The following is a 25393-nucleotide window of genomic DNA, read 5'->3' on the forward strand; positions in this document are numbered from 1 at the left end:
ATGCCAGGTGACAACATTCAGATGACTGTTGAGCTAATCGCACCAATCGCAATGGACGAAGGTCTACGTTTCGCGATCCGTGAAGGTGGCCGTACAGTAGGTGCTGGTGTTGTTGCTAAGATCTTCGACTAATTCATAACGAATTAAACGAAGTCTTGCACTTTCTTCAATTTGAAGAAGACGCATCTAGAAAAAGGGGAGCTTAGGCTTCCCTTTTTCATATCTAGCGTTTCATTTAGTTATAAGCCGACATAAAACTTATCTATTTTTCCCCTGTTAATACATACCCTTACCAAGTTCCCTATAGCATCAATAACTCACATTCGACTAAGTGATTGATCCTTTATTGATCCAGTGAAATCAATATAACCAAATGTTCTGAATAGGCTCACAATACGACTGGTAACAAGAACCATTCTTGTTTATATTAACCATCTCGGGTTAATTTTTATAGGTTTTTGAGTATGTTCGTTTGTCTTTGTCATGGTGTTTCTGACAAGAAAATTAGAAAGTTAGCGATAGACGAGGGCATTACGGATATCAGAGGGATTAAGCGATGCACTGCACTAGGAAGTCAGTGTGGCAAATGCATCAAACAAGCCAAAGAAATTTTAGCTGAACACTACACTGAATTAAAACAAGCCAGCTGATCGTCGTAGTGATTCAATAAATCAGCTCAGCCTTTTGACACCTTCTCATTTGCTTCTACATTTAAATGAAGCCCAAAAAGAGGAGGGGTTTGTTCATGAAAGGCGATCCAATCATAATTCAACATCTCAACAAAGTGCTCGGTAACGAGCTCGTCGCTATAAATCAATATTTTCTCCATGCACGTATGTACAAAGACTGGGGCTTAAAGCATCTGGCTGATAAGGAATATCATGAGTCCATTGATGAAATGAAGCATGCAGATCATCTCATCGAACGTATTTTGTTTTTGGAAGGCTTACCGAACCTGCAAGATCTCGGCAAGCTGATGATTGGCGAAGATACTAAAGAAATGCTCGAAAGCGATCTTAAATTAGAAATGGCTGCTATTCCTGATCTAAAAGATGCGATAGCGTATGCAGAAGATATCAGGGACTATGTTTCGCGCGATCTTTTCCAGGATATTCTCGAGGATGAAGAAGAGCATGTGGATTGGCTTGAAACTCAACTTGGCCTGATTGAAATGACTGGTATTGAAAATTATCTACAAGCACAGTATGTGGATGAAGAATAATTAACTAGTGCTCCTTGGGTAGTGTTTACAAATCCATACCTTACAACAGAGCGCCTGACTTAAAAGTCAGGTGCTCTGTATCATTATCTGGTCTAATCTCATTTTATTGTCGCTGTTTTAAGGATTTTACTCGCAATCTTACCTTTGAAGATTGACTTCGATCCTTTAGAATTTATTCCCCCTTACCTAAAAATAAATAGAGAACCCCCCTCATGTCTGAAGACAAAGCAGTAACTCCAGAACAACAACAACGCCAACGAGCTCTTGACTACCATGCTTACCCGACCCCAGGGAAAATTGCAGTCGAGTTAACAAAACCAGCAGAAACCGCAGGTGATCTCGCTTTAGCTTACAGCCCTGGTGTTGCTGAGCCTGTGCGTGAAATCGCTCAAAATCCTGAAAACGTGTATAAGTACACTGCGAAAGGGAACATGGTTGCCGTCATTTCTAATGGTACAGCTATTCTTGGTTTGGGTAACCTTGGCCCTCTTGCTTCTAAACCTGTAATGGAAGGTAAAGCGTTACTGTTTAAGCGTTTTGCTGGCCTCGACTCTATTGATATCGAAGTAAAACACCGCACGATTGATGAGTTCGTAAATACTGTTGCGAGCATTGCTGATACATTCGGTGGTATCAACCTAGAAGACATCAAAGCTCCGGACTGTTTTGAGATTGAAAAGCGCCTTATCGAGCGTTGTGACGTTCCTGTCTTCCATGATGATCAGCACGGCACAGCAATCGTAACCGCTGCAGGTATGCTGAATGCGATCGAGTTGCAAGGCAAGAAACTTGAAGATTCGACAATCGTATGTCTAGGTGCTGGCGCTGCTGCTGTTGCGTGTATGGAGCTACTGATCAAATGTGGCGCAATGCGTGAAAAGATTTACATGCTGGACCGTAAGGGTGTGATTCACACTCGTCGTGATGATCTTAATGAGTACAAACAGCTATTCGCGAATAACACGGATAAGCGTACTCTGGAAGATGTTATCGAAGGTGCTGACCTGTTCCTTGGTGTTTCAGGCCCGAACCTACTACCAGCAGAAGCGCTTAAACTGATGGCAGACAAGCCAATTGTATTTGCGTGCTCTAACCCTGATCCGGAAATCAAGCCAGAGCTTGCACACGACGTTCGTAAAGACTTGATCATGGGCACTGGACGCAGTGATTACCCGAACCAGGTAAACAACGTGCTTTGTTTCCCATTCATCTTCCGTGGCGCTCTTGATGTGCGTGCAAGTGAAATTAATGATGAAATGAAGCTTGCCGCTGTCGAAGCCATTCGTGAACTGGCGAAAGAGCCTGTACCAGAAGCCGTACTGAAAGCAGCTGGTGTGGAAAAGCTGGAGTTTGGTACTGACTACATTATTCCTAAGCCAATGGACGCTCGTTTGTTGCCTCGTGTAGCAAAAGCAGTAGCTCAAGCAGCCGTTGACTCTGGTGTTGCTCGCATTGAGATGCCAGAGAACTACATGGCAGAGTAATTCTCCGCTGTAAATAAGGTACAAAAAATGGGACGCATAGCGTCCCATTTTTTATTGGATTCTTTTAGTACTGGAAGCGGAAAAACTGATCCCTGTATTCCATTCGCTACCAACTACTCGTCGTCAAACGACTCAAACTCGATACCCATTGCTGTCATCAGCGCTTTAGCTTCTGTAGGAATATCGTCAGGGCGATCTTTACGAAGGTCCTCATCCGTAGGAAGCGGTTGGCCTGTGTACGCGTGCAGGAAGGCTTCACATAGGAGTTCGCTGTTGGTAGCGTGGCGTAAGTTGTTGATCTGACGGCGAGTACGCTCATCAGTTAGCACTTTTAAAACTTTCAGCGGAATCGATACAGTGATTTTTTTTACTTGTTCGCTTTTCTTTCCATGCTCAGCATACGGGCTAATGTATTCGCCATTCCAGTCAGCCATTGCGTACCTTCATATTTGTAATAGGTTAAAAATAATTGAGGTGCTGATTTTAGCTGCATTTACTGCCATAAGCAAAGACATATAGACGTCTAGAAGTGTTGACGTCTCAATTTTTGACGAGTAAAGTGACAGGAACAGTAAGCGAGTGTGCAATTCATTGAATCTGCGATTTAGATATAGCGCATTCCTATTTAGAAGTCACCATCTGTGAAAGGATACACCCATGAGCATCCGTAAGCCTGCGACCATTGCTGTACGCACTGGTATCGAATCCGACACTCAATACCACGCTGTCGTTCCACCAATTTATCTATCGACAAACTATGGCTTTCCAGCGTTTGGCGAAGTGCCTAAGTACGATTATACGCGCTCAGGTAACCCAAACCGTGGCTTGTTAGAAAGTGCGCTGTCTGAGCTTGAATCAGGAAAAGGCGCGGTAGTTACTAACTGTGGTACGTCTGCGTTGAACTTATGGGTTTCTGCTTTCATTGGTCCTGACGATCTGATTGTCGCCCCACATGACTGCTATGGTGGTACTTACCGTCTTTTCAATACTCGCGCCAACAAAGGCGACTTCAAGGTGTTATTTGTTGATCAATCCGATGAACAGGCGCTTGATGCCGCTTTAGCGCAAAAGCCAAAGCTTATCTTGATAGAAACACCGTCAAACCCTCTTGTTCGCGTCGTGGATATTGCTGCTGTATGTGAAAAGGCTAAGCAAGTCGGCGCGTTGGTTGCAGTAGACAATACCTTTTTGACACCGGTGTACCAAAAGCCGTTAGAACTGGGTGCGGATTTTGTTATTCACTCCACGACGAAATACATCAATGGTCACTCAGATGTGATTGGTGGCGTAGTGATTACAAAAACACAAGAGCATGCAGAAGAGCTGGCATGGTGGGGTAATTGTATCGGTGCGACAGGCACGCCATTCGATAGTTACATGACGTTGAGAGGTATCCGTACGTTAGGTGCTCGTATGCGAGTGCATGAAGAGAGCTCTCAGCAAGTGCTTGCATACCTGAAACAACAATCGCTGGCCGCGAAAATTTATCATCCAAGTCTGCCTGAACACCCAGGACACGAGATTGCGAAGAAACAACAGTCCGGTTTTGGCTCAATGCTGAGTTTTGAGTTTGGTGGTTCATTTGAACAGCTCAAAGTGTTCGTTAAAGAGCTGCAGTTGTTCTCTCTTGCTGAATCATTAGGTGGGGTAGAGAGTTTGATTTGTCATCCAGCGTCTATGACACATCGTGCGATGGGCGAAGCTGCGCTGGCAGAGGCTGGTGTATCACAGCAATTACTGCGTCTTTCTGTCGGCCTCGAAGATGCACAAGATCTGATTGCTGACCTAGAGCAAGCTTTCACTAAATCAGCAAAGCAATAGGAAACAATAATAATGACTGTACAACGTCAGCTACATAAATTTGGTGGTAGCAGCTTAGCGAATCCTGAATGCTACTTGCGTGTTGCGGGTATCCTTAAAGAGTATTCAGCAGAAAATGACCTGGTCGTGGTATCCGCTGCAGGCAAAACTACGAACCGCCTGATTGAGTTTCTCGAAGGTTTAGACAAAGATGGCCGAATCGCTCATGAAGCGTTACAAGGCTTAAGACAGTTTCAAACTGGTCTCGTCGAAGAGTTGTTGGAAGGTGAAGCGCAAACACACCTGTTGGCCACTTTACAAGATGAGTTCAGTACCTTGGCTGAACTGACCTCTCCGCTTACCGAAGCACAAAAAGCGGCAGTATTAGGACACGGCGAAGTATGGTCTTCTCGTTTGCTGGCGGCATTATTGACTCAGCAGGCATTACCTGCAGTTGCGCAAGATGCGAGAGCGTTTTTACGAGCGGAAGCCGGGACACAGCCAGAAGTCGACCGCGCCCGTTCATACCCGCTTATTAAAGAAGTACTGGCTCAGCATAGTCATAAACGAGTGATTATTACCGGTTTCATGGCGCAAAATGACCAGGGTGAAACCGTTCTGCTTGGGCGTAATGGTTCCGACTATTCTGCGACAGTGATCGGTGCGCTTGCGGAAGTCAGTACGGTCACGATCTGGAGTGATGTAGCGGGTGTTTATAGCGCTGATCCGCGTTTAGTGGCAGAGGCGTGTTTATTGCCACTCTTGAGATTGGATGAAGCCAGTGAGCTTGCACGTCTGGCAGCGCCTGTACTGCACAGCCGAACGCTTCAGCCAGTGGCGCAAAGTACTATGGATTTAAGTCTCAAATGCAGCTATCAGCCTGAGTCGGGCTCGACTCGCATTGAACGCGTGCTGGCTTCTGGACGTGGAGCAAAAATTATTACGTCATTGGATGATGTGTTGTTAGTGCAGTTGTCATTCCGAGCCGGTCATGATTTCAATAAAAAGCAAAGCGATGCGCTTAAGTCACTTCAGCGTGCTCAGTTAGAGCCTCTGGCTTTTGAACTCCAGCCAGAGCAACAGATTCTGCGATTAGCCTATACCTCCGAAATTGCTGGCGGTGCGTTGAAGTTCTTACAAGCGTCGGACTTCGATGCAGAAATTACGCTTCAGGAGGGGTATTCTCTGCTTGCTGCTGTAGGAGCCGGAGTAACGACAAATGCGAGCCACTGTTTTGGTTTCCAACAAAAATTAAAAAACTCACCTGTCGAATTTATCTCTGAAACTGATTCTGGATTAAGTCTGGTGGCAGTATTACGCAGCACGAATACCGCAGAGTTGGTTCAATCGATTCACACCCAGTTATTTCAGGCACAAAAGCGCGTTGCTGTTGCGTTATGTGGTAAAGGTAACATTGGCTCAAGCTGGCTGAACTTATTCGCTTCTCAGAAGAGTGAGCTAGAAAAACGCCATGGCATGAGTTTCGACTTGGTTGCTGTGGTTGATAGCCAGAAGTTCTGGTTTGATGATCAGGGTATCGACGCCACCAAAGTATCAGCACTATTTAACGATGAAAGTGTGGAGAACGATGGTTCTTGGCTGACTCGCCTCGGGGCGCTGCAGAATTATGACGAAGCCGTTGTGCTTGATGTTACCGCGAGTAAGGAACTGGCTCAGAGTTATATCGATATTGCGCAGCAAGGTATTCACCTGATCTCCGCGAATAAAGTGGCCGGATCTGCGGATAGTCAGTACTACCATCAGGTGCAGGATGCCTTTGCTAAAATAGGGCGTCACTGGCTCTACAACGCTACGGTAGGGGCTGGGTTACCAATCAATCATACGGTTCGTGACCTGCGTGAGAGTGGTGATGAGATTGTCGCTCTCTCAGGCATTTTTTCCGGAACGCTTTCGTGGTTGTTCCAGCAGTTCGATGGCACGGTTCCGTTCAGTGAACTGGTCGATTTGGCGTGGCAGCAAGGTCTAACGGAACCAGACCCTCGCTCTGACTTAGATGGTTCAGATGTGATGCGTAAACTGGTGATACTCGCACGTGAATCTGGTCTGGATATCGAACCGGGTAGCGTGAAAGTTGAATCGCTTGTTCCAGCGGAGCTGCGTGATCTGAGTGTGGATGAGTTCTTTGATAACAGCGCGTTACTCAGTCAGACTCTGCAGGAACGTTTGATAAAAGCGCAGAAAAATGATCAGGTTCTACGCTATGTTGCTCGTCTGGAAAGGGATGGAAAAGCCACTGTAGGCATCGAAGCCTTATCCCGAGAGCATGCGCTTGCGAACTTGCTTCCGTGTGACAATATCTTCGCAATCGAAAGCAAGTGGTACAAAGACAATCCGTTAGTGATTCGTGGTCCGGGTGCCGGGCGAGAAGTGACGGCGGGTGCAATTCAATCCGATCTCAACCGCCTCGCAGGATTGTTTTAAACTATTCTCTCTAAAACCCCGGAGTTATCCATCCGGGGTTTTTTATTCCTTTCTCAGTGCCATACTCAACTTTAAGGCTTATATTTCATTGATATCTACTGAATGAATACTAGTCAAAAATCAACTTGAACTATTCTCATTGTTAACGTGAAAAAAATTCATAATTACAAGGTTGACATTAAATCGTATTCAATTCATTCTGTGGACATATAGACGTCTAAACGTCGATTTGCAGAATTTGATTTTGTGGCAGATTGTCACAGGGAGAGTAAGATGGGTTACACGCACGCAGGCCACATTGATGCCTTAAACCAGAATATTGCTGAGCTGTCAGATAACATTAATGTTTCGTTTGAGTTTTTTCCTCCAAGCAATGAAAAGATGGAAGAGACACTATGGAACTCTGTGCACCGTCTAAAAACCCTTCAACCAAAGTTTGTTTCTGTTACTTACGGTGCGAACTCTGGCGAACGCGACAGAACACACTCCATCATTAAAGAAATCAAAGCAAAAACAGGCTTGGTGGCTGCTCCGCATTTAACTTGCATCGACGCGACGCGTGATGAGTTGATTGGGATCGCAGATGATTACTGGAATAACGGCATCAAAAATATCGTGGCTCTGCGTGGTGATATTCCTCCTGGTGGCGGTGCTCCTGATATGTACGCTTCTGATCTGGTTGAGTTACTCAAGTCTCGCCATGATTTCGATATTTCGGTTGCCGCTTTCCCTGAAGTTCACCCTGAAGCGAAAAGTGCGCAGGCTGATTTGCTTAACCTAAAGCGTAAGGTAGATGCAGGTGCGAACCGTGCGATTACTCAGTTCTTTTTCGATGTTGAGTCTTACCTGCGTTTTCGTGACCGCTGTGTTGTTGCGGGCATTGATGTCGAAATCGTACCGGGTATTTTGCCTGTGTCTAACTTTAAACAGGCTTCCCGTTTTGCTGCGCAAAACAACGTTAAAATCCCTGGCTGGATGAGTCGTCAGTTTGATGGTTTGGATGATGATCCAGTCACTCGTCAGTTAGTAGGTGCGAGTCAGGCGATTGATATGGTGCGTGTACTAAGCCGTGAAGGCGTGAAAGATTTCCACTTCTACACGTTAAACCGTGCAGAGATGACATACGCATTGTGTCACACGCTGGGAGTACGCCCTAAGGCGACTATCTAGTCTTAATGCCAAAGCTAGTTTTAAAACAGAAGCTAGTGTGAAAATAAAAAGGCTTGCCATATGGCAAGCCTTTTACTTATTCGAGTTATGGGCTGTTTTAACCGATAACTTCAAGTTCAGTTAGCACTTCCTCTGCCCACGTGATCCACGTTTCACGCAACAGTAGGTTACGACGTAGAGTCAGGCGTTCTAGGCGTGCTTGTTTATCCAACGTTGATGGCGTAGCGTAGTATGCCGCTTCAATTTCTTTGTAATGAGAAACCAGTTTACGTGACTCTTCTACCAGTTCAGATAGTTGCTCACGGAAAGGTGCAGCAGGTTGTACCGCGCAAGCTATCAGCTTCGCTGAGAACTCGTCACGAACAGTTGGGTGTGCGGTTGGTTGGTCAAACCATTCTCCCAGCGCACTACGGCCAGCATCAGTGATGGAGTAAACTTTACGGTCTGGTTTGCCTTCCTGAGGTTCTAAAACGCAAGTAACCAGTGCTTTCTCAGCCATTTTGTTTAGCTCACGGTAAACTTGCTGGTGGCTTGCTTTCCAGAAGTAACCGATGCTTGCTGAGAATTCTTTTGTGATATCGTAACCGGTTGCATCGCGTGTGCTAAGAACAGTTAAGATTACGTGTGGTAATGACATGTCTTCAATCCAAATGGTCAATAAACTTGTAAACAAGCTACTTACACTTTCAGCTGCGCTCTTATTGGCGTTTGAGTTTTTTGTGTATAAGTAGCACCAACATTGTTGGTCCTGTCACCTTAAAGCCGTTTATCACCTAGAGATGGGGATTCCCATCATGACCGGAGCAGATTTGATTGGATTTATGTGCTCTCGGCAGGGTAGGTAGTATATAAATAATAAGCATGAAGTGGAATAGTAGGAAAAAATTACACTAAAAAACTAATATAATGCTCAATAGAGAGTTAAGTTAGTTTATTATTCTGAATTAATGCTTTTAAATAGGGTTTGATTGGTTGGATTGACTGGTTGATTGCTGTTCAAGTTGATGGGTATAAAAAAGGCTGAGCAGTTGCTCAGCCTTTAAGTGCCTAATAGATACTATTAACCAGTGTTACGCATACCAGCTGCGATACCCGCAATCGTCACCATTAGTGCCTCTTCAAGATTTGCTGATGCTTCTTCATTTTGGCGCGTACGATACAGCAGTTCAGCCTGAAGCATATTCAATGGCTCTACGTAGATATTACGCAGGCGAATGGATTCCAGACCCCATGGGTCGTGTTGCATCAAGTTCTCGTTGTTTTCTACGTTCAGTACGGCTTTGATGTCTTTCTGTAGTTGAGCTCGAAGTCTCTCACCCAACGGACGTAGTGATTCATCCACAAGGCGCAAGTCGTAGTAACGCGAGATATCGATATTACATTTCGAGTACACCATCTCTAGCATGCCAAGGCGTGTAGAGAAGAACGGCCATTCACGACACATTTCTTCTAACAACTCTTGGTGACCTTTGTCGATAGAGTACTGGATTGCTTCACCCGCACCTAACCAGGCTGGTAATACTAAGCGGTTCTGGCTCCACGAGAAAATCCAAGGAATCGCACGTAAACTTTCTACGCCACCGTTCGGGTTACGTTTCGCAGGACGAGAGCCCAGTGGCAATTTACCGAGTTCAAGTTCTGGTGTCGCCTGACGGAAGTAAGGTACAAAGTCTGGTTCGCCACGTACAACGCTGCGGTAAGCTTCACAACTCACTTGAGACAGCACTTCCATCAGATCACGCCACTCTTGTTTTGGTTCTGGTGGTGGCAGTAGGTTAGCTTCCAGAATGGCACTTGCGTACAGGTTGAAGCTGTTTACTGCAACATCTGGCAGACCAAGCTTAAAGCGGATCATCTCACCTTGTTCAGTAACACGCAGGCCACCTTTAAGGCTCTTAGGTGGCTGAGATAGCAATGCTGCATGGGCAGGCGCACCGCCACGACCAACCGTACCTCCACGGCCGTGGAATAGGGTCAGTTCAACCCCTTCTTCTTCCGCAACTTTGACCAAAGATTCCATTGCATGGTACTGCGCCCAGCCTGCTGACATTACGCCGGCATCTTTTGCTGAGTCAGAATAACCAATCATGACCATTTGGTGGTTCTGAATGAAGCCACGGTATAAGTCGATACCCATCAGTTGTTTAATAACCGATTCGGCATTGTTTAAGTCGTCCAGAGTTTCGAACAGAGGACAAACGTCCATGCGGTAAGGACAACCAGACTCTTGTAACAATAGGTGAACGGCCAGAACATCAGACGCAGTACGAGCCATCGAAATGACATACGCACCGAACGCATCTCGTGATTGTGCTGCAATAATCTTACAGGTGTCTAAAACCTCTTGAACGGGTTCTGATGGTTCCCAGTCACGTGGTAAAAGTGGACGTTTGGAAGCCAGCTCGTTGGTCAGGAAAGCGATTTTGTCTTGCTCACTCCACTGCTGGTAGTCGCCAATGCCCAGATGACGGGTCAACTCAGAAAGTACGTCGGCATGACGAGTACTTTCCTGACGAATATCCAGACGAACCAGGTGAACACCAAACGCTTTCACGCGGCGCAGAGTATCCAGTAGTGAGCCATCCGCGATGACACCCATGCCACACTCGTGCAGCGATTGGTAACATGCGTACAGTGGGTCCCAAAGCTGTTCTACTTTTTGTAGTGGTGCTTTGACTGCCAATTTCTGACCATGGATTTTCGCATCAAGAATATCTTTGGTTTCATTCAGCAGAGTGCGTAACTGTTTAAGAACCGCACGGTATGGTTCGTGCTGATCGTCGCCTGCCAGCTCACGGACCTGATCGTTACTAACTGTCATTGACAGCTCACTGATCAGTTCGTTGATATCATTCAAGTACAGGTCTGCCGCTTTCCAGCGAGACAGAAGCAGAACTTCACGCGTGATGCTATGAGTAACAAATGGGTTACCATCTCGGTCGCCACCCATCCAGGAAGAGAAATGCACCGGGCGTGCATCGATTGGTAAACCCTCGCCAAGGTAAGATTCCAGACGATCATTCATCTCGCGTAAAAATTCAGGGACCGCTTCCCACAGTGAATTTTCAACCACAGCAAAGCCCCATTTCGCTTCATCAAGCGGGGTTGGGCGTTGCTGGCGGATAACGTCGGAGTGCCAGCCTTGCGCAATCAACTGTTCCAGGCGGCGTTCCGTTTTCTTGCGCTCTTTAGAGGAAAGATCGCTCAACTCTAGCTTGGATAAACACTCGTTGATTTTTACCAGTTTATTAATCATGGTACGGCGAGTGATTTCAGTTGGGTGAGCGGTCAGTACCAGTTCGATATTTAGATCGCGTACGGCCTGAGCGGTATCAAGCTTGCTCACATCGTTTTGTACCAGTTTAGAAAATAGCGAGTTGATCGCGTCTGGTTCGCAGATATCTTCTTCACAGTGGCGTGAAATGGTGTGGTACTGCTCTGCAATATTCGTCAGATTTAGAAATTGGTTAAACGCACGGGTTACTGGCGTTAACTGTTCATCAGGAAGGTGTTTGATTTCTTCTATCAAGCTTTCTTTATCTGCTTGGTTTCCTGCTTGAGCTGATTTGGATAATTTACGAATTGTTTCCACTTTTTCGAAAATTTCTTCGCCATGGGCATCGCGAATAGTATTACCCAGTAAGTGGCCCAACATGCGCACATTGCTTTTGAGTGCGGCGTATTTCTCGTTCATTGTCGTCCTGCCTCGTAAAAAAACTACATCCATTGTCCTTGTTAGAACACCAATCTAGCTAAAAGCACCAGTTCGAGTCAAATAAAGCCGACTCTGTTTGCAATTATTTCGCAATTCTCCTGATTTAGAGCAAAGTTAATGTATGTATGAAACTATATGTGAAAATTAATTACAAAATAGCGATTGATAGAACTATTAATGAGTAATTACAGATGGTTAAGTTATTACCTGTGCATCTCATCAGATTTGCACAGGTAGGTATCGCTCAAATTGCTATTAGCAACAGTAGCGAACCATGGCTTTAGATAGTACGTCAATGGTCGGATCAATGAAATCCAAAGCCAGATACTCGTCCGGTTGATGCGCCTGATCAATAGAACCCGGACCAAGCACCAAGGTTGGGCACAGCTCCTGTAAAAATGGCGCTTCGGTACAGTAGTTGACGGTTTGCGAGCTGGTTTGGCATAACTCTTCTACACCACCAATGAATGGGTGATCATGTGGGCACTCATATCCCGGAATCGAATCATGCAATGGAATGATTTCAATACGTCCCGGCCATTTCGCTTCCACTTCTTTAAGAGCGCCACGCAGCATATTTTCTAAACCATCTAGGCTGATTCCTGGCAACGGGCGAACGTCGTAATGCAATTCACAACAGCCACAAATACGGTTGGCACTGTCACCACCATGAATATGACCGAGGTTCAGGGTTGGATTTGGGATCGCAAACCCCGGGTGGTGATATTCCTTAATGAGCTTGTCGCGTAATTGCATCAGAGCGAACATTACTTCATACATGATCTCAATGGCATTAACACCAAGAGCGGGATCCGACGAGTGTCCAGATTTTCCTGTAACACGGATGGCATTGGCGACATGACCTTTATGGCCGCGAATTGGAACCAAACTGGTAGGCTCACCAATAATGCAGTAGTCCGGTTTGAACGGGGCGTTCGCAGTGAAGTGTCTGGCACCCAGCATGGTGGTTTCTTCATCACAGGTCGCTAATACATAAAGCGGCTTCTTCTGTTTACTCCAGTCGACTTTTTTTACTGCCTCATAAATGAAAGCAAAGAAGCCTTTCATGTCCGCGGTACCCAGGCCGTAAAAACGGTTGTCTTTTTCGGTGAGTTTGTGTGGGTCGAAACTCCAGCGTCCTTCATCAAATGGAACTGTGTCACTATGGCCAGCAAGGAGAAGACCGCCTTCACCTTCACCCATACGTGCGATCATATTGTGTTTGCCTGGTTCTACTTCGACCACCTCAACACTGAACCCAAGATCTTTGAACCAGGTTGCGAGTTTCTCAATGACTTTCGCATTACCTTGATCCCATTTTGGGTCAGTGGAGCTGATTGAAGAGGTGCTGATGAGTCCTTCATAGACCTCTAGAAAAGTTGGTAATTGCATGGATTCTTCAAATCTCCTATTGACAGACAGAGCACAAAAATGTAAAACACATATTAAATCATATTTAATGAATAAAAAATCAAAATATAGCAAAAATTAAATATGAATAGTCATTTGAGTCTTTAAATTTACGGATGTCATAGAATGCTAAAAACTACGATTATCGGAGCCAGCGGTTATACCGGCGCAGAGTTAGCTTTAATGGTTAACAAACACCCGGAACTCACGCTATCAGGTTTATACGTTTCCGCCAACAGTGTAGATGCAGGAAAGAGTCTTGCCCAGCTGCACGGCAAGTTAGCTGGCGTGATCGATATGCCTGTTCATCCGTTAACCGATCCAGAAAAAGTGGCCGCTGAGTCAGATGTAGTGTTTTTGGCAACAGCACATGAAGTGAGCCATGACCTCGCCCCAACTTTCCTTGAAGCAGGATGTAAAGTCTTTGATTTATCTGGCGCATTCCGCGTTCAGAGTGAAGGCTTTTACGATACCTTTTATGGCTTCAAGCATCAATTTAACAACTGGCTAGAAAAAGCGGTGTATGGCTTAGCGGAGTGGAACTCTGAAGCAATTAAAAACACTCCTTTAGTTGCGGTAGCAGGCTGCTACCCAACAGCATCGCAACTTGCTATTAAACCTCTGCTGGAAAGCAGTCTCATTGATACACAACAGTGGCCAGTGATCAACGCGACGAGCGGTGTATCAGGTGCGGGCAGAAAAGCGTCGATGACAAACAGTTTCTGCGAAGTGAGCCTGCAGGCTTATGGGGTTTTCAATCACCGTCATCAACCAGAGATTGCTCAACACTTGGGTTGTGATGTGATTTTTACTCCTCATTTGGGGAACTTTAAACGTGGAATTCTTGCTACAGTAACTATGAAGTTGGCGAAAGGTGTCACTGCACAACAAGTTACCCAGGCATTCGAACAAGCGTATCAAGGAAAACCAGCCGTACGCCTTAAAGGGGATGGCATTCCACGTATTCAGGATGTTGAGAATACACCTTTCTGTGACATCGGCTGGAAGGTGCAGGGCGAACACGTCATCGTGATTTCTGCCATCGACAACCTACTCAAAGGTGCATCGAGTCAAGCGATGCAATGTTTAAATATTCATTACGGTTACCCAGAACTGACAGCGTTGCTGTAGTCGTTGATAGAGGGAAAAGCAATGACGCAAACTAATCAAGCGCCATTAGTCATTAAGCTAGGCGGTGCAGCTTTATCTTGCACAAAAACCTTGAGCCAACTTTTTGGTGCCATCGCGGCTTACCAGAACTCGGCGCAACGACAAATCGTCATTGTTCACGGCGGTGGCTACCTAGTGGACGAGTTGATGAGTAAGTTACAACTCAAAACCGTAAAGAAGAACGGCTTACGAGTTACACCGTATGACCAGATTCCAATCATCGCGGGTGCGCTAGCTGGTACGGCAAACAAGTTACTTCAAGGTCAGGCTATTGCTGACGGCTTAAACGCAGTAGGTCTGAGCTTAGCAGATGGCGGCTTATGTCAGGTTGAAGAACTCGATCCTGAACTGGGTGCGGTAGGTAAAGCCTCTCCGGGGGATTCAACATTGATCCAGGCGATCTTAAATGCGGGCGCACTACCAATCATCAGCTCGATCGGTCTGACAAAAGAAGGTCAGATGATGAACGTCAATGCGGATCAAGCTGCAGTTGCTGTCGCTGGTGCATTAGATGCGGAGTTAGTTTTGCTTTCTGATGTGAGCGGCGTTTTGGATGGCAAAGGCCATTTGATCAAGAGTTTGTCAGAGAAAGAAGCTGATACATTGATCGCAGGTCAAGTGATCACCGACGGCATGATCGTCAAAGTTAAAGCCGCTTTGGAGGCTGCCAATGATCTTGGTCGTCCTATCGAAGTGGCAACCTGGCGTTACCCAGAAAAGCTGGAGCAGCTATTTGCTGGTCAGAGCATCGGAACGCAGTTTCTGCCTCAATAAAGTCGCAGTTAAGAATTTCAAGAATCAAACATTAGGAAGTAGTTGGCACTGACCGCCGAGAGCAGAGCCAGTTAAATTTGGAGAAAAAAATGAGCAAAGTGAACGTTAAAAAAGTAGTAGTCGCATACTCAGGCGGTCTAGATACTTCAGTAATCATCCCGTGGCTAAAAGAGAACTATGACTGTGAAGTCGTTGCGTTTGTTGCTGATGTGGGCCAGGGCGCAGAAGAGCTAGAAGGCATTGAAGCAAAAGCGAAAGCATCTGGTGCATCAGAGTGTTACATCGCTGACCTTAAAGAAGAAATGGTTGCGGACTACATCTACCCGACACTAAAAACAGGCGCATACTACGAAGGTAAATACCTGTTAGGTACTTCAATGGCGCGTCCAATCATCGCAAAAGCGCAGGTAGAAGTCGCTCGTAAAGTAGGTGCAGATGCACTATGTCACGGCTGTACTGGTAAAGGTAACGACCAGGTTCGTTTTGAAGGTGCGTTTGCTGCACTAGCACCAGATCTGCATGTTATCGCTCCTTGGCGTGAATGGGATCTGGTTAGCCGTGAACAATGTCTGGATTACCTGGCTGAACGTAACATCCCTTGTTCAGCATCTCTTACTAAGATTTACTCTCGTGATGCGAACGCATGGCACATTTCTACCGAAGGTGGTGTGCTAGAAAGTACTTGGAATGCACCAAACGAAGATTGCTGGGTTTGGACTGTTGATCCTGAGCAAGCACCAAACGAAGCAGAATACGTAACGCTGAAAGTTGAAAAAGGTGCGGTTGTTGCTGTCGATGGCCAAGAAATGACACCTTACAACGCTCTGGTTTATCTAAACGAGAAAGGTGCAAAACACGGTGTTGGTCGTATCGACATCGTTGAAAACCGTCTGGTAGGTATGAAGTCTCGTGGTTGTTACGAAACTCCAGGGGGCACTATCATGATGGAAGCGCTGCGTGCTGTAGAGCAGCTTGTGCTTGATAAGACATCATTTGAATTCCGTGAAGAGCTGGGCCTTAAAGCTTCTCATCTTGTGTACGACGGCCGTTGGTTTACTCCACTATGTAAATCTATCCTGGCAGCTTCAGAAGAGCTTGCTAAAGATGTGAACGGTGAAGTTGTCATCAAGCTTTACAAAGGCCAGGCAACAGCGACTCAAAAACGTTCTGACAACAGCTTGTACTCAGAAGAGTTTGCAACGTTCGGTGCAGATGAGGTTTACGACCAAAGCCATGCTGGTGGTTTCATCCGTCTTTACTCACTATCAAGCCGTATCCGTGCGTTGAACAGCCAGAAGAAATAATCGAATTTCATTGCTGATGAAAAAGACCTGTCACTGAGTGGCAGGTCTTTTTTTGTTATTTAACGACTTTAATAGGTATGAATTCCAATTTTAGTGAATATATATGTAAAAATATTGAATTTATACTTTATTTTTTGTCCAAGTTGTCGTAACGTTGGCCTATAAGAAAAAGTGAGTAAATGACCATCAATTTAGTCATCACTAATTAGAGCACCTTAGAGTAAGCAATAGTCACCAGGAGAGACGCAATGGCATTATGGGGCGGAAGATTTACCCAAGCAGCAGATACCAGATTCAAAGAATTCAACGATTCGTTGCGTTTCGACTACCGATTGGCTGAGCAAGATATTGTAGGCTCAATTGCATGGTCTAAAGCACTGCTTTCTGTTGGAGTGTTATCTGCAGAAGAGCAAAAGAAGCTTGAACTCGCTTTAAACGAATTGAAACTTGAAGTGATGGAAGACCCTCATCAGATTCTAGGCTCAGATGCCGAAGACATCCACTCTTGGGTTGAACAGCAACTTATCGGTAAAGTAGGCGATCTGGGCAAGAAGCTGCACACTGGCCGTTCTCGTAACGATCAGGTGGCTACTGATCTTAAGCTTTGGTGTCGTCAGCAAGGTCAGCAGTTATTGATTGCTTTAGACCGTCTGCAATCACAAATGGTACATGTCGCAAAGCAGCACCAAGGTACCGTGTTACCTGGTTACACCCACCTTCAACGCGCACAACCTGTGACGTTTGCGCATTGGTGTCTGGCGTACGTGGAAATGTTTGAGCGTGACCATTCGCGTTTGAGTGATGCTCTGCAGCGTTTAGATACTTGTCCACTTGGTTCTGGTGCACTGGCTGGTACTGCATATCCAATCGATCGTGAGCAGCTGGCTCATAATCTTGGTTTCCATCGTGCAACACGCAACTCTCTTGACTCAGTATCGGACCGTGACCATGTGATGGAGCTGATGTCAGTGTCTTCTATCTCAATGCTGCACCTTTCACGTCTGGCTGAAGATATGATTTTCTACAACTCAGGCGAGTCTAACTTTATTGAACTGGCAGACACAGTCACTTCTGGTTCGTCACTGATGCCACAGAAGAAAAACCCAGACGCTCTTGAGCTAATCCGTGGTAAGACAGGCCGTGTTTACGGTGCTCTGGCTGGCATGATGATGACAGTAAAAGCACTACCTCTGGCTTACAACAAAGACATGCAGGAAGACAAAGAAGGCTTGTTTGATGCGTTAGATACCTGGAACGACTGTATGGAAATGGCAGCGTTGTGTTTCGACGGTATCAAAGTCAATGGTGAAAGAACTCTGGAAGCGGCGAAGCAGGGCTATGCAAACGCAACCGAACTTGCAGATTACTTGGTAGCGAAAGGCATTCCATTCCGTGAAGCACACCATATCGTTGGTGTGGCCGTTGTGGGTGCTATTGAGAAAGGTTGCGCGCTTGAAGAACTTTCTCTGCAAGATCTGAAAGTATTCTCAGATGTCATTGAAGACGATGTGTATGAGATTCTGACCATTGAGTCTTGTCTGGAAAAACGTTGTGCTCTTGGTGGCGTATCACCACAGCAAGTTGCCTATGCAGTTGATCAGGCAGATAAACGTCTAAGCCAACGTGATAACTCAGCAGTGAAAGTACGTCCTGCACGTTTGACTGACATCGAAACCCTTGAAGGTATGATTACTTACTGGGCGAATCTGGGTGAGAATCTCCCAAGATCACGTAATGAATTGGTGCGCGATATCGGCTCATTTGCGGTCGCAGAGCATCATGGTGAAGTCACAGGCTGCGCATCACTCTACGTTTATGATTCTGGTCTGGCTGAAATTCGCTCTCTAGGCATTGAAGCTGGCTGGCAAGGTCAGGGGCAGGGTAGTGCGATAGTGAACTACTTGGTGGATAAAGCCCGCCAAATGGCTATCAAAAAAGTATTTGTGCTAACTCGCACACCTGAGTTCTTTATGAAGCAGAAATTCCTGCCAACATCTAAATCACTTTTACCAGAGAAAGTGTTGAAAGACTGTGACCAGTGCCCTCGTCAGCATGCATGTGATGAAGTGGCTCTAGAGATCAATCTGATGGAACAGCTGATTCAGAAAAGTCATGTAGCTTAGATTCTCGATTCTATTAGCATTCAATGACATGCCTTTATTTAGGGATTGTTACATAAGTATTTGCTAAAAAAATCGAAAAAATATGGAACCTTCGAGAGGAAGCCGTGTCTATTAAAGTACCACTGCTTTTTCTTAGAAGAATCTAAGAGAGCCCCAGAATCGAGATTGATTTTGGGGCTTTTTTCTGTCTGTCGTATTTTTATCTGTCGTTTTATTTCTACTTTCCATCTTGCGTAAGGCGATGTCGTCGCATCTTCATTCCTTAAATGAACAAGTATCAGTTTATCTGCGCCCCGTTTAGTTAGACGGATCTTTGTAAAAATCTTTTGATAGCTGTGATCGTTTGGTGTTATGGTTTTAATAGGTGTTAACTATCACTAGAGATAAGCGAATCGTGTGTTATGAATATTCGGGATTTTGAGTACCTCGTCGCGCTAGCGGAGCACAAACACTTCCGCAAAGCAGCAGAAGCTTGTTTTGTAAGCCAACCAACGCTCAGTGGACAAATACGTAAGTTAGAAGACGAGCTGGGAACTACGCTTCTGGAGCGTAGCAGTCGTCGTGTGCTGTTTACCGACTCTGGATTGCAACTGGTGGAGCAAGCCAAACGGATTTTGATAGAAGTGAAAATGTTTAAGGACATGGCCAGTGGCCAGAACGGTGCGATGACCGGACCTTTGCACATTGGCTTTATACCTACCGTTGGTCCTTACTTATTACCTAAAATTCTTCCCCAAATTAAAGTAGAGTTTCCGGATCTGGAGTTATTCCTGCATGAAGCTCAAACTCAGCAGTTGGTACACCAACTGGAAGAGGGCAAGCTGGACTGTTTGGTTCTGGCCTCGGTAGCTGAAACTGCACCGTTTAAAGAGATTGAAGTGTATGACGAACCGCTAAGTGTGGCGGTACCGTGCGATCATGAGTGGGCATCGTTGGAGTGTGTCGATATGATGTCCCTGAAAGGGAAGACCGTGTTGGCGTTGGGAGATGGCCACTGCTTACGTGATCAGGCATTAGGTTTCTGCTTTGCTGCCGGTGCAAAAGATGATGAACGTTTCAAAGCGACCAGCTTAGAGACGTTGCGGAATATGGTCGCGGCAGGGGCTGGGATCACGTTACTGCCTCAATTATCGCTCCCGCATGAAAAGCAAAAAGATGGTGTCTGTTACATTCCTGCGGTGAATCCGACACCGTCGCGTAAGATAGTCTTGGTTTACCGTCCTGGATCGCCATTGCGTACTCGGTTTGAAGCGTTAGCGAAAAAGATAAAAGATATTTTGGCAAGCTATCCAACCAAGATTGCCGCTTGATTGAAATCATCAGAGTTTAGAAAACAAATAGGGGAGCCACTGGCTCCCCTATATTTTTTACATTACAGCTTAGAACAGCTCTTCTGTTGTTCCGCCTCCGCTTGAGTAAATACTGTCTTCCAGTAAGCTACCCGAGTATTTGGTTGGCTCTGTGCCTTCCTCGAAGTATTCCATCATCGAACTGCCATCTACGTTGTCAGTCAGCATGCCGCTGTTACGATCTATACGTACTTGTACAATATTGTCTGGAACCTTTTTACTCTGTTCCGGAGTGTTTTCAAGCGCAACTCGCATAAAGTCTATCCAAGCTGGCTCGGCTGTTTTACCGCCAGCTTCTGCACCAGAAACTTGACCTTTTCCGAGGTTGCTGTTCACTGTAGCACGCCCCAGAGCTTTTGAGTGGTCATCAAAACCCACCCAGGCTACCGCGACAACACCAGGGCCATAACCGTTGTACCAGGCATCTTTGGAGTCATTGGTTGTACCGGTCTTACCGCCAATATCACGACGTTTCAGTGCTTGAGCACGCCAACCTGTACCGTTCCAGCCAGTACCTTCGCGCCACTCACCACCACCCCAAATATTGCTGTACATCATTTCACGCATCAGGAACGCATTCTGCTCAGAAATGACCTGAGGAGCATATTGTGGCTCATCACTGTCAGCGTCCGCTACACCTGTGTTGGTGACACCTTCAATTGCCACATCTTGCTCACCAAACTCATTTGCGTATCTATCTTGAGTAAATTGCTCTAGCATTTGCGGGCAATTTTGATGGCAGACACTCTTAGGATTCGCTTTAAACAGCACTTCGCCGAATGCATCTTCTACACGGTCGATGTAGTACGGTTCGACATAATATCCACCGTTTGCAAATACAGAATAACCTTGTGCGACTTTCATCGGTGTTAAGCTGCCAGCACCGAGAGCAATAGTTTCTGAGCGAGGCACTTCATTAATATCAAAACCAAAACGAGTAAGGTATTGACGAGTTTCATCCAAACCGACTTCGCGCAGGGTACGGACTGCCATCACGTTCTTAGATTGAGCTAAGCCGATGCGCAGACGAGTCGGGCCACCATAGGTCGGTGGAGAGTTCTTTGGTCGCCACGCAGAACCTGATCCAGCATCCCATTGGTTGATTGGGGCATCGTTGACCAGAGTCGCCAGTGTCAGACCTTTATCAAGTGCTGCTGAGTAAATGAAAGGTTTGATACTTGAACCAACCTGACGCACAGACATAGTCGCACGGTTAAATTTGCTGTGAACAAAGTTGAAACCGCCCACCAGAGAGAGGATGGCACCATTCTCAGGGTTCATCGCCACAAATGCGGTATTGGCACTCGGAACCTGACTCAACTTCCAGCTTTGAACTGAACCGTCGTCATTGTCTGAGTTCACTTCACGAACCCACACCTGCTGACCCACAGCAAGAATGTCTTGCGCGGATTTTGGTGCTGAGCCTTGACGGTTATCGGTCAGATATTTACGAGCCCAGTTCATGCCTGTCCATGGGATTGTCTGCTCATGTTTGTCTTTCACCAAAACCTGAGCAGTTTGGCCCTCGACTTTGGTCACGACAGCAGGAGAAAGGTCGCCATAGGTTGTTTGTTTCTGAAGGTGTTGTTCAATTTGCTCAGTATTCCAAGGGCTTTCGCCTTGTTTCCACAACACTTTTTCTGCACCGCGATAGCCATGGCGTTCATCGTAGGCCAAAAGGTTATTTATTGCTGCCGCATTGGCTGCACTTTGCAGTTTAGAACCTACAGTCATGTAGATGTTCAGCCCAGACGTATAGGCTTTTTCTTCACCGTATTCTTTTATCGCCCATAGACGTGCTAATTCAGCTACGTAAGGGGCAGACACTTCGATTTCTGCACTGTGGTAACGTGCGACGATAGGCTCGTTACGTGCTTCATCGAATTGCTCTTGGGTGATGTAGTTTTCCTCAAGCATACGCATTAGCACGACGTTACGACGGTTAGTTGCACGCTCTAGCGAGTAAATTGGGTTCATGGTTGATGGTGCTTTTGGCATACCAGCAAGCGTTGCGATTTCACTCAGTGTCAGCTCGTTGAGGCTTTTACCAAAGTAGACCTGTGCGGCAGCACCAAAACCATATGAACGATAGCCAAGGAAGATCTTGTTGACATAAAGCTCCATGATCTCTTGTTTGCTCAGAAGCTGTTCAATATGAATCGCGATAAAAATTTCTTTAATTTTACGCATCAGCTTCTTCTCATTCGATAAGAAGAAATTACGTGCAAGTTGCTGTGTGATCGTACTTGCACCTTGCTTGGCTGAACCCGAAATGGCAACCACGACGGCAGCGCGAGTGATACCGATTGGGTCGATACCTGGGTGCTCGTAAAAACGGCTGTCTTCAGTTGCGATTAACGCATGAATTAAATCCTGAGGAATTTCATCGTAAGTGACAGGAATACGGCGTTGTTCGCCGAATTGTGCGATCAGCTTCCCGTCTTGAGTAAACACCTGCATAGGTGTTTGTAATTCAACGTCTTTTAGAGTTGCAACATCTGGCAATTCAGACTTCACGTACTGATAGAAGCCAAAAATAGTGGTGACTCCAAGAATTATGCAAATCAATGTTAATAAAAATAAACGCTTTATGAACTTCACCGGAGAATCCCTGATTGGTTGAGGCTGTGTAACGGCAAACCCTTGTACTCTTAGGTCAAAAATTTAGCACATAGAGATATTAACTCTTATTTGGGTACTAATAACAACCTTTGCGCGAATAAAATTCGGAGCGAGAGTAGAGATGGATAAGCTAATCGTTACCGGCATAGATATTGGCCATAACAGCCTCAAAGCCGTAGTACTAAAACCCAATGGCGAGCAATACGCTTTATTGGGTTACAAAGAAATCTTACTAAAGGAGGGTATTGTCGCTGAAAATAACACCATAAATCATCAAGAAATTGTAAATACCCTAAAGCAGATAAAAAAAGAGCTCCCTTTTGGGGCGAGAAAAGTGGCAATTTCGGTGCCTGACAATGCAGTAATAAGCAAGAAATTACACATTGAAAAAAACATCGAAGAAAACGAGGTTGAGTACGCGGTAGTACAGGCATTCTCTCACCAGTCTCCTTTTCCTGTTGAAGAGCTTAGCCTTGATTTTGTCCGACTTAACGCAGAGGAAGGATTACGAGGGGCAGACAGTTATCAGGTGTTTGCTACCCGTAAAGATGTCGTCGAGAGTCGCGTTGACGCACTGCGTAAATCTGGCCTTAAACCTGTCCTTGTAGACGTCCATTCGCAAAGTTTAGGTCAGACATGGAAGCTCGCGGCGGAGCGTTTCCCGGATAAGATCAAATACGGATTGCTGGACATCGGCTCGCAGTCGAGCTCGTTTACCATGTTTACCGAACAAGGTGAATTGTTTCACAAAGAGTTTGCCTGTGGGACGGGGTCTATTATGACCTCTGCTCAGGAAAACCTTCAGCTCGGAGAAGAGCAGACAAAAACCAATCAATTTAACCGTCAGATGGTCGAGCGTGTGAAGCGACAGGTACAGCTCTACACCTCCATTAATGGTTCGCAAAATATCAAAGGCATCTGGTTGTCTGGTGACGGAGCCGCAACGCCAATGCTGGCAGCAGAGCTATCTCAGCAATTGTCGTTGGAGTGCGAATTACTCAACCCACTAGGACTGTTTGAAATGAGCGTTTCTAAACGTAAGCGGCAGTCGGCTGATTTGCATCACTTTTCTACTGCAGCGGGGCTGGCGGTACGAGGTATTCAATGGTTAGGAGGTCAACGTGTTATATCGCATTAACCTATTGCCCTGGCGGGATAATCAAAGGGAAGAACATCGCCGTCGCTTCATCGGACTGATCGTTTTAGGTTTGTTTGTCGCGGTAGGTGCCCAGTGGAGCATCGGCAAGTTCTATGAATACCAGCAAGACCAGCAGCAAGCGAGGCTTGATTACCTCACTCATTATATCGCTGAGCTCGATCAACGTATTGAAGCAATGAAAATTGCAGAGCAAGAGCACAGCAAGATCTTAGAGCGTCTGAAGGTGGTTGAAGGGTTACAAAATGGACGCAATAAAACGACCGAATTTATGAACCTGATGCCTTCCACCATTCCCGAAGGCGTGTATGTCGACAAAATCGAAATGAACGATCTGGAAATTGAAATTTCAGGCATTTCTGATAGCACGCCTCGTCTGGCAACCATGCTTGATAACATGGAGCGCTCGGCAAAACTACTGGACGTGGAAATGCACTCCATCGTTCATGGTAAAGCGCGTTTTGGCAAAGAGTTTCAGACCTTTAAGGTCTCCTTCATATTCAAGGCGGTAGATCCGGTGGAGGGAGGCCAGCATGGTTAATTGGCAAGATCTGGAAATGGATGAAATCGCTGAGTGGCCTTTGCTTCCTCAGTTGATCACCATCGGTTTGTTAGTTTTCCTGCTCCAGGGACTTGGTTACTGGTTCTATTTGGTACCTAAAGGAGAACGTTTGAATGAACTGATCCAACAAGAGGAAACATTGAAAGTTGCGTTGAGGATCAAAGCGAATAAGGTCGCGGCATTGCCTCAACTTCAATCCCAGTTAGATGAACTGACAACGCGCTATGAGTTGCTATTGCAGCAACTGCCTGCTCAGAAAGAATTAGCGACGATGTTGGCATCAGTGAATGAGCTGGGTATCGATAACAAGTTAACTTTTACGCGAATTGACTGGGGAGAAAAGCAGTCTGAGCATTTCTTATATCGCTTGCCACTTAACATCGAGTTGACCGGTGATTTTCACGATATTGGCCGCTTCTCTCAAGCGATTGCTACCTTGCCCCGCATTATCACGTTTAAAGATGTGACTTGGCAGCGCGTCAGTCAAGAAAGTGAAACATTGCACTTTCGTGTAAGAGCGAACACTTACCAGTTCAAACCAGAGGAAAAGAAAGATGAAAAATAAATCTTTGCTGCTGGTTTTGATCGGTTCATTGCTGGTGGGATGTCAGGCTAATGACGATTCGCTGACTGACTACATTCGTGATATCGAAAATCAGGCCAGGCGCGATGTAGAGAAACTTAAGCCAGCCGATGATTACATCGCGGTCACCTATGATCCGAAAGTAATGCGCGCACCTTTCGAACTGCCTCGAGAAGCGACTATCGCGACTCAGCCGATTGCGAGGACGGATTGTTGGCAGCCACCCGCCAGAGCGCGTTCTGGCAAACTCGAGCGCTTCCCGTTAGGCCAATTACGCCTGAAAGGAGTGATGGGAGTTGGCAGTACTGTTTCTGGTTTAGTACAAGCCCCGAACGGTACGGTATACAAAGTGGCCCCAGGGCAGTACCTGGGACGAAACAACGGAAAAGTTATTCAGGTTACCCACTCCTATTTACTGATCAATGAAACCCTACCTGACGGTTTAGGGTGCTGGCAAAAACGTAAAGTTAAGCTGGCGTTGAGGTAAACAGACCCTAAATAAACCGG

Annotated in this window: 21 protein-coding genes; 16 read left to right on the forward strand and 5 right to left on the reverse strand. The window is 46.0% G+C overall.

The genetic code is table 11. The annotated features are described in order from the left end of the window. The 4 genes from ACWYU8_RS20905 to ACWYU8_RS20920 form a co-directional block, all read left to right on the forward strand. Window positions 1-132: EF-Tu C-terminal domain-related protein (locus tag ACWYU8_RS20905; RefSeq protein WP_457521704.1), on the forward strand; the 132-nt coding region annotated here is incomplete at its 5' end. Window positions 133-464: 332 nt separating this feature from the next. Continuing rightward, window positions 465-650, forward strand: a complete 186-nt coding sequence (locus ACWYU8_RS20910) for a (2Fe-2S)-binding protein (RefSeq protein ID WP_444496441.1) — start codon at window positions 465-467, stop codon at window positions 648-650. Window positions 651-745: 95 nt separating this feature from the next. Further along, window positions 746-1222, forward strand: coding sequence for a bacterioferritin (gene bfr / locus ACWYU8_RS20915; RefSeq protein WP_457521669.1), 477 nt, complete (start codon window positions 746-748; stop codon window positions 1220-1222). 212 nt (window positions 1223-1434) lie between these two features. After that, window positions 1435-2706, forward strand: a complete 1272-nt coding sequence (locus ACWYU8_RS20920) for a malic enzyme-like NAD(P)-binding protein (RefSeq protein ID WP_457521671.1) — start codon at window positions 1435-1437, stop codon at window positions 2704-2706. Window positions 2707-2819: 113 nt separating this feature from the next. Here the strand turns inward: ACWYU8_RS20920 and metJ are convergent, their stop codons facing one another. Further along, the gene (gene metJ / locus ACWYU8_RS20925; protein ID WP_444496439.1) at window positions 2820-3140 is read right to left on the reverse strand and encodes a met regulon transcriptional regulator MetJ; all 321 of its coding nucleotides are present in this window, start codon (window positions 3138-3140) and stop codon (window positions 2820-2822) included. 223 nt (window positions 3141-3363) lie between these two features. Here metJ and ACWYU8_RS20930 point away from each other — a divergent pair, with 223 nt between their 5' ends. The 3 genes from ACWYU8_RS20930 (at window position 3364) to metF (ending at window position 8118) form a co-directional block, all read left to right on the forward strand. Next, window positions 3364-4527, forward strand: a complete 1164-nt coding sequence (locus tag ACWYU8_RS20930) for an O-succinylhomoserine (thiol)-lyase (RefSeq protein ID WP_457521672.1) — start codon at window positions 3364-3366, stop codon at window positions 4525-4527. A 12-nt stretch (window positions 4528-4539) separates the two neighbouring features. Further along, on the forward strand, window positions 4540-6948 hold the full coding sequence (locus tag ACWYU8_RS20935) for a bifunctional aspartate kinase/homoserine dehydrogenase II (protein WP_457521673.1): 2409 nt from the start codon (window positions 4540-4542) through the stop codon (window positions 6946-6948). Between the two features lie 273 nt (window positions 6949-7221). Beyond that, complete coding sequence (metF, locus tag ACWYU8_RS20940) at window positions 7222-8118, forward strand: methylenetetrahydrofolate reductase (protein ID WP_457521674.1); 897 nt, start codon at window positions 7222-7224, stop codon at window positions 8116-8118. 97 nt (window positions 8119-8215) lie between these two features. On the opposite strand, the gene ACWYU8_RS20945 is transcribed toward metF, so the two are convergent. From ACWYU8_RS20945 to argE, 3 genes are all read right to left on the reverse strand, one after another. Further along, window positions 8216-8755, reverse strand: coding sequence for a PadR family transcriptional regulator (locus ACWYU8_RS20945; protein ID WP_457521675.1), 540 nt, complete (start codon window positions 8753-8755; stop codon window positions 8216-8218). 423 nt (window positions 8756-9178) lie between these two features. Further along, window positions 9179-11812 carry a phosphoenolpyruvate carboxylase gene (ppc, locus tag ACWYU8_RS20950; protein WP_457521676.1) on the reverse strand — a complete coding sequence of 878 codons (2634 nt, stop codon included), beginning with the start codon at window positions 11810-11812 and terminating at the stop codon, window positions 9179-9181. Between the two features lie 276 nt (window positions 11813-12088). Then, the gene (argE, locus tag ACWYU8_RS20955) at window positions 12089-13225 is read right to left on the reverse strand and encodes an acetylornithine deacetylase (RefSeq protein ID WP_457521677.1); all 1137 of its coding nucleotides are present in this window, start codon (window positions 13223-13225) and stop codon (window positions 12089-12091) included. A 144-nt stretch (window positions 13226-13369) separates the two neighbouring features. Between argE and argC the strand changes: the two genes are divergently transcribed. From argC to oxyR, 5 genes are all read left to right on the forward strand, one after another. Then, on the forward strand, window positions 13370-14374 hold the full coding sequence (gene argC, locus ACWYU8_RS20960) for an N-acetyl-gamma-glutamyl-phosphate reductase (protein ID WP_457521678.1): 1005 nt from the start codon (window positions 13370-13372) through the stop codon (window positions 14372-14374). Between the two features lie 21 nt (window positions 14375-14395). Beyond that, the gene (gene argB / locus ACWYU8_RS20965) at window positions 14396-15187 is read left to right on the forward strand and encodes an acetylglutamate kinase (protein WP_457521679.1); all 792 of its coding nucleotides are present in this window, start codon (window positions 14396-14398) and stop codon (window positions 15185-15187) included. 89 nt (window positions 15188-15276) lie between these two features. Then, entirely contained in the window at window positions 15277-16491 is a 1215-nt protein-coding gene (locus ACWYU8_RS20970) for an argininosuccinate synthase (protein ID WP_444496431.1), read from the forward strand. A gap of 248 nt (window positions 16492-16739) precedes the next feature. Beyond that, window positions 16740-18614: an argininosuccinate lyase gene (gene argH, locus ACWYU8_RS20975; RefSeq protein ID WP_457521680.1), complete on the forward strand. Its 1875-nt coding sequence runs from the start codon at window positions 16740-16742 to the stop codon at window positions 18612-18614. 401 nt (window positions 18615-19015) lie between these two features. Further along, the gene (gene oxyR / locus ACWYU8_RS20980; RefSeq protein WP_457521681.1) at window positions 19016-19924 is read left to right on the forward strand and encodes a DNA-binding transcriptional regulator OxyR; all 909 of its coding nucleotides are present in this window, start codon (window positions 19016-19018) and stop codon (window positions 19922-19924) included. A gap of 69 nt (window positions 19925-19993) precedes the next feature. On the opposite strand, the gene ACWYU8_RS20985 is transcribed toward oxyR, so the two are convergent. Next, the gene (locus ACWYU8_RS20985) at window positions 19994-22564 is read right to left on the reverse strand and encodes a penicillin-binding protein 1A (protein WP_457521682.1); all 2571 of its coding nucleotides are present in this window, start codon (window positions 22562-22564) and stop codon (window positions 19994-19996) included. 142 nt (window positions 22565-22706) lie between these two features. Here ACWYU8_RS20985 and pilM point away from each other — a divergent pair, with 142 nt between their 5' ends. The 4 genes from pilM to ACWYU8_RS21005 are packed head-to-tail and all read left to right on the forward strand — an operon-like array spanning window position 22707 to window position 25373. Beyond that, window positions 22707-23723, forward strand: a complete 1017-nt coding sequence (gene pilM, locus ACWYU8_RS20990) for a type IV pilus biogenesis protein PilM (RefSeq protein ID WP_457521683.1) — start codon at window positions 22707-22709, stop codon at window positions 23721-23723. After that, window positions 23707-24282 (forward strand): PilN domain-containing protein, encoded by a 576-nt coding sequence (locus ACWYU8_RS20995; RefSeq protein ID WP_457521684.1) that lies wholly within the window; start codon window positions 23707-23709, stop codon window positions 24280-24282. Before pilM ends, ACWYU8_RS20995 begins: the two co-directional genes overlap by 17 nt. Beyond that, window positions 24275-24868: a type 4a pilus biogenesis protein PilO gene (locus ACWYU8_RS21000; protein WP_457521685.1), complete on the forward strand. Its 594-nt coding sequence runs from the start codon at window positions 24275-24277 to the stop codon at window positions 24866-24868. The genes ACWYU8_RS20995 and ACWYU8_RS21000 overlap by 8 nt, the downstream gene beginning before the upstream one ends. Further along, window positions 24858-25373: a pilus assembly protein PilP gene (locus ACWYU8_RS21005; RefSeq protein ID WP_457521687.1), complete on the forward strand. Its 516-nt coding sequence runs from the start codon at window positions 24858-24860 to the stop codon at window positions 25371-25373. The genes ACWYU8_RS21000 and ACWYU8_RS21005 overlap by 11 nt, the downstream gene beginning before the upstream one ends. Window positions 25374-25393 lie beyond the last annotated feature (20 nt).

It is taken from the genome of Vibrio limimangrovi, assembly GCF_054064025.1.